Source organism: Halanaerobacter jeridensis (genome assembly GCF_016908315.1).
GTDB classification, from domain to species: Bacteria; Bacillota; Halanaerobiia; order Halobacteroidales; family Halobacteroidaceae; genus Halanaerobacter; species Halanaerobacter jeridensis.
Window position 1 is genome coordinate 1 of record NZ_JAFBDQ010000013.1, and the last position, 15,233, is coordinate 15,233.

The window sequence follows — 15,233 nt, forward strand, 5'->3', positions numbered from 1 at the left end:
TTATTACTTTGTTTATACAATTCTATAACTAAAAAAGGAACAAAATATAAATTATCTTCATTAAATAATTTCCTTTTTAATTTATTATTCAATTTAAAATTTTCGTGTTTTTTTCTCTTAGTTAAAGCTACCATATCTTGTTTTTTAATTTCTTTATCAGTTTCAAAAACTATATTTTGGTTATTATAATGATACCTTTTCTTGACTTTTTCTTTTTTTAGTTCTTTATTAAAATCAAAATTAGTTAATTCATCAAAATATTTAAAGTTGTTATTAATCAATAAAAATTTAATCAATGAACTATAATTTTCAAAATCAATATTTATATATATATTCCCTTGAATATATTCATTATCAATTCCTATGAAATTTGATAAACGGTAATAAAAATCTGTATACATCTCTTTACCATTTAAAAAATCTTTATCTTCATCGATACAATAAACAAATTCATTTACTAAACTATTATAACAACGATACCAGGAAAAAATAATCTCTTTTACATTCGATAAAATAGTAATTCTTTCAACTTTATTTTTTACTTGTTCTTTAGCATGTTCTATATATAAAGGCAACTGACCAATATCAAATTCTGAATCGATACCATTAAAATTAACTATCCCATATCCTTCATTATCAAATTTATCAATTATTCTATTAAATTCTGTTTCATCTTTTACTTGATACGGAAAAACTAATAAAAGTTTTTTCATTATTCTATCTCCTCATTTACAGAAAGATTAGTCTTTTTTTGTTCTACATGCTCATTAATTTTTAATAGCTTCGGATTTTGATTCAACAAATCAATCACTTGTTCTAAATTAATTGGCTCATCTTCAATTCTAGTAATTATTTCTTTAATTAATTTAAAATCATCTTTTTCGTCTACAGTTATTCTAATATCTGGTCTTCTAAATTCACCTTCAGCTTCATAACTCATTATATTAAATTTATCGCGATGAGTAGTCTGAATATAGGGAACTACGTGTTCTCTTTCTGGCTGCTTATCAGCATTTTTATAAGCTTCTTCTAAAGCAGAAAATTTAAATACAGTAGTGTCTACTCCCCGAGGAAAAGTTCTTTTCAAATTATTAGCAACAAAATCTGCTTTTGGATTATCTAAAAAAGTTTCAATTACTTTATCTGTAATCTGATAATCAATCAAAGGACAATCACCTGTAACCCTCACTATTATATCAGCATCATATTCTTTAGCAGCATGATAATAACGACTTAATACATCTTCTTCACTACCTCTAAATAAATTAATCCCAAATTCAGTAGCAAACTCTTCTATAGCATCATCTTGGTCTAAAACTGAAGTAGCTAGCACAATCTGATCTATATATTTAGAATGTACTAGATTCTCTAATGTATATTGAATCATTGGTTTCCCTTTTATTTCTTTCAATACTTTACCAGGCAGTCTTGTAGATCCCATCCGAGCTTGAATAATACAAACTATTTTTGGACTCATTATTTCACCACCTATTTAAATTCTACTTTTTTAATTAGATCTAAAAAATCAGGTATTACAAATAACATTTCTAGAAATTCATCATCTATCTTTTCACTTTCACAATCTTGATAAACATAATAGCGAAGTAATTCATTTTTAATTGTAGTTAAATTTTGGTTTTCTTCTTTACTTTGAGCTTTAATCCAATCAGTATCTAATTTATCTTCAAATTTAACTTTAGAAAAAACAGATTCTTTTAAAGAAAGACTAGTTTGGCGCTCATAGCCTAATTTCATCATTTCTAAATGACACAAGTCTTCAATATATTGTAACTTAGCAGCAGGTAAAATTTCTTTCCATTTATCTTTAAATTTAGCTGTGATCTTATTTGTAGTAGAATAAGCGGAATTATCAGTCCAAGAATCACCTTTTCCATCACGATAAAAATTAGGATTAATCATCTTTTCCTCATAATCTATATTAATAAAATCACAGATATCTTTCATAGTTTCTTCTGGTTTAGAAGTCAAATTTTCATACTTAACTAACTTGAAATTATCACTATTATGATAAGAATTATATAATGCATAAGCAAAAGATTTCCTCCAATGCTTAATCATAAATAATAGCGGATAATTATGAGTCAATTGAGTAGTTTTAGTTCGCGAAGCCATTACTGCTCTAGGATCTCGAATAATCTGAACCACTTTCATTTTAGGAAAAGTATTTAATAGTGGTGTTACAAATTCTTCTACCCAAGTCTGTTTAAACCCTAGCATATTAGTATCTTGATCACCATAAGCTTTATCTACAACTTTCATCATTTCAGAAAATAATTCTTTATAAGTACTAGCTTCTATTTTTCTTACATAAGGAATTACTAACGGGGAATTAGGTTCAGCAAAATCTATGATTTTTTCTTTTATCTTTTGTAAATCTTGATTTTTTATCTCATGATTTAAAGCAGTATTGCTAATTTTATGTTTAGGCTCCAAATTAGAATCAAAAAAATGATCGTTTAAAGCCTTATCATCATCAAAACAATCTATATAATCCTTATAAATTTCATTTCTAAACTCCCTAAAAAAAGCAAAATAAGGGTCAGTCGGAACAGCAAGCTGAGAATGTGCATCAATAGCCCTAGAAATCAATGTAGTCCCTGAGCGCACCATTCCCGAAACAAATATATAATCTTTACTCATTTATATTCCCTCCATAATCTTTTAATAAATAAATTACAATCTATAAAGTAATCAAATAATTAAAATTCTGTTTCCAAAATAGATAACATTAAAGAATCCCACCATTGACCATCATAATAATTATTATCACGTAAAGCCCCATCCTGTTGAAAGCCTATATCAAAATATAATTCTTTCTTTTTATGATCATATTCATATATTTCTGTCCAAACCTTATGCAAATCTAAATTATTAAATCCATAATTTAATAGCAAATCGCATGTTTCTCTAGCATAACCTTGCTTATCAATATATAGATCATCATAACCTATATATAAAGATAAATCAGCATTACGATTAACCCAATCAATATAAGTTAACCCACAACAGCCAATAAGTGACTCAGTATCTAATTTTATTATGGCAAACATGATAATAGAATCATCATCATTAATCATACTAAACCATTCATTTTGCATAGTCGAATTAATTTCTCTGTATTCTCTAAAATATTTTCTGAATTCAGGCTTGTTTCTCCAGTACATCAACTTAGGTAAATCATTTTTTTCAATTGCTCGTAGACCTACCTTAGACCCTTTAATCATTGTCAAGATCACTCCATCTTACTAAATCATCTTCACTAACAGATTTATTAAGTTTTTGACCGACTACATCATCAATTTTATAAGGAGGAATTCCTTCTTCAGGAATAGGTCGTAATGGAAACAGATCTTCTTTTTTAATAACAGCACCGCTTTCTAGATTATTAGAATATCTAAGAGCTCTGCGTTGAACGATTACACTTTCTTTTTCATTATCCTCTATTTTCTTATTTCCATCACCAAGAGATTTATAAAGTTCTGTTGCTCTTTTTACCATTTCTGACCAACTGTCAGGAGTCATAGCAAATTTATGGTCTGGCCCTGTTCGATTATTATCATCAGTAAAGTGTTTTTCTATTACTCTTGCCCCCAAAGCAACTGCTCCCAATACTGCTGAAAAACCTTTAGTATGATCTGATAATCCTAAAATAGTATTAGGATATTTTTGAGCATACTTTTTTAATACATTCAAATTTATATAGTTAAAGTTCTTTGCATCAACCGTATAATTGGTATTACACTGCATTAAAACAATCTCATCAGTATGTTTTTTTATAGTTGTCATAGCACGCTCTACATCCTCCATCTCAGATGCACCTGTAGAAATTATAACTGGTTTGCCTTTTTGTGCTATATAATCAATAATATCCGTCCAAGTAATATCCCCCGAACCAATTTTATACGCATTTAAATAGTCTTCTACCTGGTCTACAGATTTAAAATCATAGGGACTAGTTAAATATTCTATGCCCACTTCATCACATTTTTCTTTTAATTTTTCTGTCCAATTATAAGGTACACTAGCTTCTTGGTATACTTCATAAACAGACTGCCCCCACGAAGACTGATGTGATAATTTGCCATTTAAAGAATTAAATCCTTTTTCACTTACGATTCTTTCAGCTTTGAAATTTTGAAATTTAGCAGCATCTGCTCCTGCTTCTTTAGCTAATTCAATTAACTTAAATGCTCTCTCTAATTCACCATCATGATTAGAAGCAATATCAGCAATAAAATATAATGGTTTCCCTTCACCAATAATTTTATCACCAATTTTAATTTCTGATTTGTTCATTTTTATTAGTCCTCCTTGCGATAATTTTTTAAATCATCTCTTAATTCTTTTAATCCCAAATCTAAATTAATATCTTCTTCGACATCCAAAGTTTGCTTTAATTTATCAATATTCAAAGTAGTATTTTTAGGTCGCTTCAAATTTGTATACAATCTTTCTATAGAAGAAGGCTCTATTAAATCTGAATTATAATCAAATAACTGGGCCAACTTTACTAAAAATTCATATTTGCTTATAAATTGGTCACTAGCAATATTAATTCGACCTTTATAATTGGTATTTTCAACTAGTTTCATTATTATTCTAGCTAATTGTTTAGTATAAACTGGATTAAAATAAGTATCTGTAAAACCATATATCGTTTCTTGGTTTTTCAAACTATCTAATCCCCATTCCACTAATGAAGAGCCCCAAGGAATATGAAATCCTACAATATTAGTTCTTGCTATAATCGCATTTTTATTTTGCTGTAAAATCTTTTTTTCTCCAGCCAACTTACTTTTAGCATAATTATTTAGAGGATTCTCTCTAGCAGCTTCATCGTAATTGCCCTTATCACCATCAAATATTGAATCAGTCGAAATATGTACTAATTTAGTTTTAGAAGGTTGATAAGAAGCTAATATTTTAGGAACATCAGCATTTATTTTAAATGCTGCTTTTTTATTATTTTCACACTCTTTAATATTAACATTGGCTGCACTATTTATTATTAAGTCAGGATTAATATTAGCTAAAACTGTTTCTAAATCTTGAAAATTAGTTAAGTCTAATGATATTAATTTTAATCCCTCTAAATAATTTGGCTTATCTCTAGCAATACCATAGATTTCATAATCAAAATTTTTTTTAATTATTCTAGCAATATCTTTACCTAACATCCCACTAATGCCTGTTATTAAAACTTTTTTATTAGATTGCATTATTCAGCCCTCCTTTTTATTTATCACTTGGAGGGTTTAATAATCCAGAATTAATCAGCTTATCTAGTGCCTCATCTAATTCATTAGCAACTACTCCAAGTTTATTGGCTATATCAATAATATCATTTTCTCCATCTGCATAAGCCCATAGGTGCATGATCTCTTTTACTCTATCTTCATTTTCTTTTTGACTTCCTAAAGTTGGATAGAGACCATATTTATCTAGTTTTGGCTCACAAAATTTATGATCAGTGGTATAAGTATCATTTAATTCCATTGTTTCAATAACATCTAAATAAGTCTTTATTGATTCTTTTAAAGCACTTTCAGAAATGAAATCTTTATTATCTAATGAGGTATGATATTCATCATAAGTACCATACATTGAACGCATTAAACTTCCTACTGGAAGATTAAAACCTAAACTACAATATTGTCGCTCATCACTACCAGTTGGAAACCAGTCTAAAACTTCATAATCTCTATTTGAATTTTCTAAAACATTTAATACAGCTCTATCAGCTAAGGTATCCCCTCTTCTACTCTTTTTATAGGTGAAAGGTGCATCATCTCCAATACAAGTTATAACATAACCAGCTACCAATTTTTCTTTCAATTGCTCACCATTTTTGCTCAAATAGGCTATAGATCCTATGGTTTCAGGTAAATATAAAAATCTATAATTATACTTTAAATCTTCTTTCTCTAGCAAATATTTATAAAGATAAGTTTGCACAATTGGCCCTGACAGTTCATTATTAGCCATAGAGGGATGACAAATATATGTTGAAAGTAATATTTCTTTATCAGATGTCCCTTCAATATAACCCTCACCAATCGTTAAATATCCATCTTCTAACGTTGAATCAATGGACACTTCATATTGATCATCTTCAAATTCTTCTAACCTATTATGTTCTACACAAAACCCCCATCTTTCTTCATAATAAGAGGTTAGATAAGGAATTGCATCAGGCATTTCTGGATTAGTATAAATATGGCCCATTAATTCTTCTTTAGATAAATTTTTATGAACAGGAGTACTATACCCTAACACATGTAAATTGCTTTCATTAAAATCTACTATTTTTTCTCCTTGACTATTTTTTATATATGCATCGTTTATATTCCATTCTTTTGGAATAGTCCAATCAAAACATCCCATCCCCGTCGGATATTCTTTCTGTTTAATAGGAGCAATCTCATCTAAAATATCCAAAGTTTTTCTTACTCCATCCCCAGTAATACTTCGACAAATTGGAAATAACCTATCTAGCAAATTCATAATCTTACTCATGTTTTAAATAATCCTCCCAAACTATACTATAATTTTTTTATTCGATTACGCATTTCTTCTATATCAAGCCATTGACTATTATTATCACTACTATATTTAAACCCTTCTTCTAATTCATTTCCACTTGCATTATTATCATCATTCCACCATTCAAAATCAGGTTCAATTACATAATGACTTTCAAATTCAATAGTATGTCGGGCATCTGATTTACTAATTAAGACCTCATGCAATTTTTCTCCTGGTCTAATTCCAATAGTTTCCTGCTCAGCTTCAGGAGCAATAGCTTTAGCTAAATCAGTAATTTTCATGCTAGGAATTTTAGGAACAAATATCTCTCCTCCTTGCATCTCATCCAAGGTTAAAAGTACCATTTCCACTGCTTCTTCTAAAGTAATCCAAAACCTTGTCATTCTAGGATCAGTTATTGTAATTTTCCCTTCTTTCTTTTGGTCTTGAAATAATGGGATTACACTACCCCTACTGCCCATTACATTCCCATATCTAACTACTGAAAACTTTGTCTTCTTACCCCCAGCATAAGCATTACCAGCAGTAAATAATTTATCTGAACATAATTTCGTAGCCCCATATAAATTAATTGGGTTAGCAGCTTTATCAGTACTTAACGCAACTACCTTTTCTACATTTTGATCAATCGATGCATTTATTATATTTTGGGCTCCTAATACATTTGTCTTTACTGCTTCAAATGGATTATATTCACATTCAGGCACTCTTTTTAATGCTGCTGCATGGATTACTATATCAACATCATCAAAAGCACGATATAATCTATCTTTATCTCTTACATTACCAATAAAAAATCTTAATTTAGGGTGGCCATTAAATTTTTCTTTCATTTGAGCTTGCTTCAATTCTCCCCGGCTGAAAACAATCACTTTTTGAGGATTACATTTATTCAAAATCAAACGAGTGAATTTCTTTCCAAACGAACCAGTCCCGCCTGTGATTAAAATAGTTTTATTATCTAACATAGCTATATCTCCTTTTAAATGATTTATCCCTTATTATCAAAGAATTTTCCTTCTCTATTATTATTCTTAATATTATAAGAATTATAAACTTTTTTTCCTTGCTTTAATTTATTCAATTCTTGTTGCAACTTATCTTTTTTCTCTTGTAATAGCTCCTGATTATCTTTATCTAATTTTTGCAACTTAGCAATTAATTCTACAATTTCATCTCTCAATTGTTTCATTTCTGACTTATAAGGAATATCCTCTTTTAATAAATTATGAATAAATTCTTCATTATTAACTAAATCAAATTCATCAGATAATTTTTTGCGTAAAGTATTAATCTTTTTCTGGATTTGTTCTATTTTAGTAATGATTTTCTGCTTTTGATCGGTGATTTCTTCTAAATTAATATAATCTTCATCAACAATTCTTTCATTTTGTTTTTGAGTTAAATTTAATAGCCTTTTATAATTATCATAGCAACTATTATATCGATCTAATAAATTAGATATCTCTTCTTCTAAGTTCAATTTATCCTTCAACACTAATTCCTTGGCCCCTTTCTTGTTTCTGTTTCTTTAATTTATTTGCTGCCTGCTGCCAAGTTTCTCGCAATTCTTTTAACATATCTAGTACTTCTTCAATTGGTTCTACATCATTTTCCACATTTGCCTCAATTAAACGCTGATTCATATAATCATACAAAGCATCAAGATTAGCTGTTAATTCAGGATCTTGGTCATGATCTAAAGTAGCTTGAAATTCAGATAGAATAGCTTGAACTCTATTTAAAGCATTGTTTTTTAATTCATAATTTTCTTCTTTGATTCCTTTAATAGCTTGTTTAGTAAATTTAATTGCTCCATTATATAGCATTAATAACAATTTTTCTTGACTAGCTGTTTCAATTTGAGTATTTTTATATTGTTGATATGAATTATTAACCATTATATATCCCTCCTATTTGCTAAAATCTAATTGTTGTTATTTAAATATTCTAAAAGAAAATTAAAAACTTTTTTATATTCTTTAATATGAATCTCTAATTCATAATTGATTAAATCAGAAATTCTTAAATAATCTTTATCCTCTATAGCAGTTATTAATTTATTAGATAAAAAGTCATTTAGGTGATTAATATAATTATCTAATTTTTCCCCTTGATATTCTAATTGACTATAGTCTAAATCTAAAATGCCTTCTATACTATATAACAAATTGTTTAGGGTTTCTATTCCATCAATTAAATTCTCGAATTCCTGCCAAGCAGTTTCATAATCTTCGCTATCTAATGCATCAGAAATTATTTCTTTCTTTAATAAAATTTTATCCAAATAATCTACTGCTCCTTTTAATGGATCAAAAATTTCTTCTTTTTCAACTTCTATATCTTCCATGACAAGTCAACTCCTCTAAATATGCACTTTATTATATTTCTTCAATTAAATTAGATAAATTATCTAATTTATTCTCGAAATTTATCTTACTAGAATCATCATATTCATTTAAGTCCTCTTTTCCTTGATCTAAAAGATTTATTAAAATATCTGTGATCTCTTTTATATCGTTTAATTTATCTATTTCATAATTACACCATTTTTTGAATTTATTTACTGTATTAATTGATAAATCCCCTAACTGTACTTTATATCTTTCTATTTGAACAATAATAGCTTGACAAATAAAGAACAGCACATTATCCATCTGAGACATTTTAGCAATTTCAGTATTTATATTACCAAATTCTTGTTCTACAAAACTTCCAGGTTCTAATATACTTTCTACTTTTTCTCTATCTTTTTTCAATATATCAAGTATGTCTTTTATCTTATCTTGAATTTTTTTCAAATTATCTATTTTCTTTTTTATTTTTCCGTTTAAATTACTTATTCGTTCTTTAATTTTATCTTCTGGAACTTCATTTATTTTATTACTAAAATTAGGTAGATCCTCTATAAAATATTTATTAGCAGTTTCTTGTAAATTTTTCACTTCAGTACCTTCAATATAAGCACCACCTTCAGTCGCATCAATACAATTAACATCAACTTCTACAATTCTATATTCAAACCACTCTTTAAAAACTTTCCACCATTTTCTTGTTTTTAGTTTTTCTCCATTATACCCTTCGACATCTACTATCTTCCATTTGTCTCTTTCTTCTCCTAATTCATCATAACCTGTTCCTGTAGCATGTCCTTCTCCATCATTAGAAAGAGCTAAATCTTGACCTATAAAAACAATTGGATCACATCCTAAACGCAAAGCAATACTGAAATTCAAATTAGCTACTGAATTACCTGTATCAAATGATGTAATATCTCCTACTGCTTTTGAAAACCAATCTTCAGAATGAACAGTATCTCTAAATACAGTCACCTTTTTTCCAGGATAATTATCAAAAATTTTAGGATGAATAACTCCCTCGGCTATTAACGTAGTTTCTTCAGGTAATCTATCTTCTTCAGCTAACTTCTTGAAAAAATAATTATAAACAGATTCTGTTCTTTCTAATACTCCTACAATATCAGGAGTTATTCCATAATTAAGCAATTTTTCTAAGATAGTATCAGCTGCAATAATTAATACTTTATCTTGATATTTCTTTAATATATCTATATTTTTATCTAGTGAAGGTCCAGCAGCTACACAAACAGCAGGCTTATTTTCAAAATAATCGATATTATCCAAAGTAGGGCTCTGGAGAACATATTCTAAATTCGAGAAAGCATGTTCTAAACCTAATATACTATCTCCAGGATCGTTACCCATTATTTGAATTATGAAATTAAGAGTAGAAAAAAACTTTTTCCTAAATTCAATATACTTTTCATTTTCTACATCTTGGAGTACTGGAGTTTTAAAAAAATCTACATTGCCTGCCACCAAAGCTAAATAATCTATTCTTCTCAGATTATTTTTCATTTTAGAAATGTATTTTTTATCTGAACCATCAAATATTTGTATATTTCTCTTTTGATCCAAAATATCAGTTAAATCTTTCTTTTTCATTACTTCTTTTAAAATATCAAGGCGATTTTCAATAATTACCACTTGAGATTCAGAATTGAATTCCTCTAAAATTTCTCTAATATAATGACCACAACCTATTCCAGCTACTCCAATTAAATTATAATAACCTAATTTCAATTTATTAATTGTTTTCTGAGCTTGTATTCTGGGATTATAGCAACTATGAACTAATCGTTCTTGATCATCTTCTATTATCTTCAAAGTATAATCTTGTCCATTTTGAATAGGTTCTACTACAAAATCATCTTGCCTTGTTTCTAATTCATTAACTTTTCGAGCTAAGTTGGGATTAATATTATTCAATGCTGCTAAATTATTCTTATAAATCTGATTCATTCCAATCTCCTTTCTTAAACTTTTAACATTTTTATTCTAGATATCAAATATAATTCCTATTGTGAATTTTATTTAAAAGTAGCAATAATTACTGACCTAATCCCATACTAGATATTTGAGAACTCAACCACGAACTTTGACTATTATATTGCTGCATTATCGTTTCCATTTGAGTAAACTGTTCTTTCATACGTTCCATTTTCATCTCTACATTATCTCGATGATCTTCAATATCTTCATTAATTCGATCAATTTCATCTCCTAATCTATCAGTTCGATTAGGAATAATTCCTTCTGATTCTATTAATGAATTAGTATAATCTTTTAATTTAGTTGCTAATCCATCATAAGTGTAATTATCATCTTCACTAGCATCAGGTGCCAAAAATTCATGAACTTGATCTGGTTTATTCTTAATTGCTTCTTCTAACTTTGAGCTATCAAGAGTTAATTTGTTATAATTACTATCATCAAACTCTAAACCAATTTCTGACATATAATCAATTTCATTACCTGTAGGAATAGTATCTAATAAGGTTGACTTCATCTTACCAGCAATTCTATTAGCTGTTCCATCTCCTTGTAATATATTTCCTTCTGCATCTTCACCTGAACCAGTTACACTAGTCTTGTTAGAAATAAAATCTACTACGCTATTATATTGATCTACTACTTTTTGAATTGCTTTTTTTGCTTTTCCTGTATCAGCATTAACATCTATTGTAACAGAATCACCAGCGTTAGCAGAACTCGCAATGTTGAAAGTTACACCATTAACTGCATTTTCAAAACTATTATCAGAACTAGTAATACCACTAATTCCATTAACAGTAATTTCAGCATCTTGAGCTGGTTGGTAACCATCTTCTGCATCATCAGCAGTAGTATCTTCTGTTCCATCAGTTCCCCAATTATTTACATTTCCAGGACCATCACCATAAACCCCTAAATCATCTAACAAATTACCACCATTTTCATTTAAACTCATCTCATTATCTTTCCCAGTTTTATTACTTTCTAAAACAAAGCGATTATCAACTATAGAAGCATTAACTTCCACATCACTTTCATTAATCTTATTTACTAAATCAGATAGAGTATCATTAGCAGTCATATCAATGGTTGTTCCATTAATTGTAGGGTCACTACCTACAGTATCATATAAACTATTTTGAGTTAAAGTATTTTGTTGGTCTCCATCAGTACCATGCATCTTTAAAGTAGTTCCAATACTGACTTGATAACCAAAATCATATTCTTCTGTAGTAAGATTAGAACTACTTATACTCCCATCATCAGCACTTGAAGATTCTAAAGAAGTATATTTATCACCATTTTCACTCACGGCAACCACATTACCACTATTATCTGTTAGACCATATTGATAGGTAGTTCCATCAATTGTAGCATCAGTAATATTTGTTACATCATAGGTCTTACCGTCCACCATAGCAATATCACTGGCATCACCATCAGCAGTTGTAGCATCTTCAGTGCCACTAGAAACAGCTTCTGCTATTTTAGTACTACCTACTACTCGCTGTGCTTGGGCCTTTTGATTTATGGTTATATCATAACTACCTGTATTAGCTTCAGGATCAGCACTAGCAGTCATTATTTCTTCATCATTTGAAGAAGTTGTCATACTATTATAAGTTTCTTGGTTTTTAAGATTATCAAGTAAATTATCAAGCTTAGATATACGAGAATTAACGTCTCTCCAAGCATCTTTTTCTGTTTTAATTTGAGAAATATCATCTTCCATATTCCGAATGGGTCTTTGTTCTATATATCTCATTTGAGCTATGATCTGATCTGTATTAACACCACTCGAACTCATACCTAATTGAGTTAAACTAGTATCAACCATTTTAACTCACCTCCTGTTTGAATTTTAAATAAAACAGCCAGCCGGAAAACCGGCCGGCCATTCTGTAAATTTAATATAATTACCCTAGTAAAGAAAGTACTCCCTGTGACTTCTGATTTGCTTGTGCTAACATAGAAGTACCTGCTTGTTTTAATACTCTAGATTTACTCATTTCCATCATCTCTTTGGCCATATCTACATCTTTAATTCTTGACTTTGCTGATGTCAAGTTCTCTTCTGATGCACTTAAGTTATTAATTGTACTATTTAATCGATTCTGTTTAGCACCTAACTTAGAACGCTCTCCTGATACTTTTCCTATTGCTTTATCTATAACACCAATTGCTATTTCTGCTGAAGATTGGCTTTTTACATTAATATCACCAGTTGCTACTTTTAAATCATCTTTACCCATTGCTTGAATATCTAAGTTAGTATCTTGTCCACCGTTCGCACCTATTTGGAAAGTCAAGGAATTATCAGCACCTGCACCTCCAGAAGTACCACTAGTTACATTAACATCAAGAGTAGTACCCGAAGCACTAGCAGTAAATTCTACATTATCAAATGTAACACTAGTTCCACCTGTATTACTTGCTACAACTTCATCATTCTCGTTTAAAACTTCTACAGTACCACTAGTCTTTGTTCCATCACCGTCAACATCCATTGCTTGCACAGTATAATCACCATCAAATTCCACTGCTCCACTTCCAGTACCATAAGAACCAGCAGCACCAGAAACAGTATATTGAACAGACTTATCTTCTTGTGAACCATCAAGTAAATTTTTAGTGTTAAATTCAGTTGTATCAGCAATTCTTTCGATTTCATCACCTAATTGAGTCATCTCTTTCTGTATTTCTTCTCGATCAGCATCTGTATTACTATCGTTTGCTGACTGAACAGACAATTCTCTCATCCGCTGCAGAATGGAGTGTGTCTCCTTCATTGCCCCCTCTGCTGTCTGGATCATTGAAATACCATCTTGAGCATTTCTCTGTGCCTGCGCTAACCCTTTAGTCTGTGACTTCATCTTTTCACTAATTGCTAAACCTGCTGCATCATCTGCTGCCTTATTAATTCGTTGACCAGATGATAACTTTTCTAATGAATCATCCATCGCTTGATTTGTCTGTTTCAATTGATTATACGAATTCAATGCTGCTACATTTGTATTTATTCTCATTATAAATTCCTCCTTGAGGTATTGTATTCTCCAGCTTCCTTGCTGGAATTTATCTTATAGCGTTTAGCTAGTAAATTTACTAGCTAAACGCTATAATTAATATTAATTATTATCCTAGTAAAGAAAGTACTCCCTGCGACTTCTGATTAGCTTGAGCTAACATAGAAGTACCTGCCTGCTTTAAGACTCGTGATTTACTCATTTCCATCATCTCTTTGGCCATATCTACATCTTTAATTCTTGACTTCGCTGATGTCAAGTTCTCTTCAGATGCACTTAAATTATTAATTGTACTATTTAATCGATTCTGTTTAGCACCTAACTTTGAACGTTCTCCTGATACTTTGCCTATTGCATTATCAATAACTCCAATTGCTATTTCAGCTGAGGATTGACTTTTTACGTTAATTGTTCCTGTTCCTACATTTAAATCTTCAGATTTCATAGACCTAATGCCTAAACTTGTATCTTGACCGCCATTTGCACCTATCTGAAATGTTAAAGAATCATCAGTGCCACTAGTATCTGCTCTACCTGCTTCAATAGTTACAGTTCCACTTTGAGCAGTAGCATCAAAAGTCATACCATCAAAACTAGCAGTACCACCTGTATTTTTGGCAACTACTTCATCATTTTCATTCTTAACAATAGTTCCTGTACTAGAAACACTTTCAAGAGTATAAGTTGCATTAAACTCTACTTCTTCATTAAAAGCTACTGCTCCACCACTAATACCACTAGTATGGTTAGAAGCTGCTGTATTAATACTTCGAGCTACACTTTTATCCTCTTGTGAACCATCAAGTAAATTTTTAGTGTTAAATTCAGTTGTATCAGCAATTCGGTCAATTTCTTGACTTAATTGTCCCATTTCTTTTTGTATCTCTGCTCGGTCAGCATCTGTATTACTATCGTTTGCTGACTGAACAGACAATTCTCTCATCCGCTGCAGAATGGAGTGTGTCTCCTTCATTGCCCCCTCTGCTGTCTGGATCATTGAAATACCATCTTGAGCATTTCGCTGTGCTTGCGCCAACCCTTTAGTCTGTGACTTCATCTTTTCACTAATTGCTAAACCTGCTGCATCATCTGCTGCCTTATTAATTCTTTGACCAGATGATAACTTCTCTAATGAATCATCCATCGCTTGATTTGTCTGTTTCAATTGATTATACGAATTCAATGCTGCTACATTTGTATTTATTCTCATTATAAATTCCTCCTTGAGGTATTGTATTCTCCAGCTTCCTTGCTGGAATTTATCTTATAGCGTTTAGCTAGTAAA

15 protein-coding genes are annotated in these 15,233 nt (G+C 30.0%); all 15 read right to left on the minus strand.

Annotated features, from left to right (window positions below; genetic code table 11):
- The coding region (locus JOC47_RS11385) for a hypothetical protein (RefSeq protein ID WP_204702204.1) at window positions 1-713 on the minus strand (713 nt) is incomplete at its 3' end.
- Entirely contained in the window at window positions 713-1,477 is a 765-nt protein-coding gene (locus tag JOC47_RS11390) for a cytidylyltransferase domain-containing protein (RefSeq protein ID WP_204702205.1), read from the minus strand. The genes JOC47_RS11385 and JOC47_RS11390, both read right to left, overlap by 1 nt.
- Before the next feature lie 11 nt (window positions 1,478-1,488).
- A complete protein-coding gene (locus tag JOC47_RS11395; RefSeq protein ID WP_204702206.1) occupies window positions 1,489-2,661 on the minus strand; it encodes a sulfotransferase family protein in 1,173 nt (390 codons plus the stop codon).
- 59 nt (window positions 2,662-2,720) lie between these two features.
- Window positions 2,721-3,245, minus strand: coding sequence for a GNAT family N-acetyltransferase (locus JOC47_RS11400; RefSeq protein WP_204702207.1), 525 nt, complete (start codon window positions 3,243-3,245; stop codon window positions 2,721-2,723).
- Window positions 3,238-4,317 (minus strand): N-acetylneuraminate synthase family protein, encoded by a 1,080-nt coding sequence (locus tag JOC47_RS11405; RefSeq protein ID WP_204702208.1) that lies wholly within the window; start codon window positions 4,315-4,317, stop codon window positions 3,238-3,240. Before JOC47_RS11405 ends, JOC47_RS11400 begins: the two co-directional genes overlap by 8 nt.
- A gap of 5 nt (window positions 4,318-4,322) precedes the next feature.
- Window positions 4,323-5,240: an SDR family oxidoreductase gene (locus JOC47_RS11410; RefSeq protein ID WP_204702209.1), complete on the minus strand. Its 918-nt coding sequence runs from the start codon at window positions 5,238-5,240 to the stop codon at window positions 4,323-4,325.
- 16 nt (window positions 5,241-5,256) lie between these two features.
- Window positions 5,257-6,537, minus strand: coding sequence for a DUF4910 domain-containing protein (locus tag JOC47_RS11415; protein ID WP_204702210.1), 1,281 nt, complete (start codon window positions 6,535-6,537; stop codon window positions 5,257-5,259).
- 26 nt (window positions 6,538-6,563) lie between these two features.
- Window positions 6,564-7,535 (minus strand): UDP-N-acetylglucosamine 4,6-dehydratase (inverting), encoded by a 972-nt coding sequence (pseB, locus tag JOC47_RS11420; protein WP_204702211.1) that lies wholly within the window; start codon window positions 7,533-7,535, stop codon window positions 6,564-6,566.
- 23 nt (window positions 7,536-7,558) lie between these two features.
- Entirely contained in the window at window positions 7,559-8,065 is a 507-nt protein-coding gene (locus JOC47_RS11425) for a flagellar export chaperone FlgN (RefSeq protein WP_204702212.1), read from the minus strand.
- Window positions 8,052-8,468, minus strand: coding sequence for a flagellar export chaperone FliS (gene fliS / locus JOC47_RS11430; protein WP_204702213.1), 417 nt, complete (start codon window positions 8,466-8,468; stop codon window positions 8,052-8,054). Before fliS ends, JOC47_RS11425 begins: the two co-directional genes overlap by 14 nt.
- A gap of 26 nt (window positions 8,469-8,494) precedes the next feature.
- Window positions 8,495-8,917 carry a DUF8042 domain-containing protein gene (locus JOC47_RS11435; RefSeq protein WP_204702214.1) on the minus strand — a complete coding sequence of 141 codons (423 nt, stop codon included), beginning with the start codon at window positions 8,915-8,917 and terminating at the stop codon, window positions 8,495-8,497.
- A 31-nt stretch (window positions 8,918-8,948) separates the two neighbouring features.
- Window positions 8,949-10,889: a motility associated factor glycosyltransferase family protein gene (locus JOC47_RS11440; RefSeq protein WP_204702215.1), complete on the minus strand. Its 1,941-nt coding sequence runs from the start codon at window positions 10,887-10,889 to the stop codon at window positions 8,949-8,951.
- 88 nt (window positions 10,890-10,977) lie between these two features.
- A complete protein-coding gene (fliD, locus tag JOC47_RS11445) occupies window positions 10,978-12,759 on the minus strand; it encodes a flagellar filament capping protein FliD (RefSeq protein WP_204702216.1) in 1,782 nt (593 codons plus the stop codon).
- Window positions 12,760-12,838: 79 nt separating this feature from the next.
- On the minus strand, window positions 12,839-13,948 hold the full coding sequence (locus JOC47_RS15755; protein WP_204702217.1) for a flagellin N-terminal helical domain-containing protein: 1,110 nt from the start codon (window positions 13,946-13,948) through the stop codon (window positions 12,839-12,841).
- A 109-nt stretch (window positions 13,949-14,057) separates the two neighbouring features.
- Entirely contained in the window at window positions 14,058-15,158 is a 1,101-nt protein-coding gene (locus tag JOC47_RS15760; RefSeq protein WP_204702218.1) for a flagellin N-terminal helical domain-containing protein, read from the minus strand.
- Window positions 15,159-15,233 lie beyond the last annotated feature (75 nt).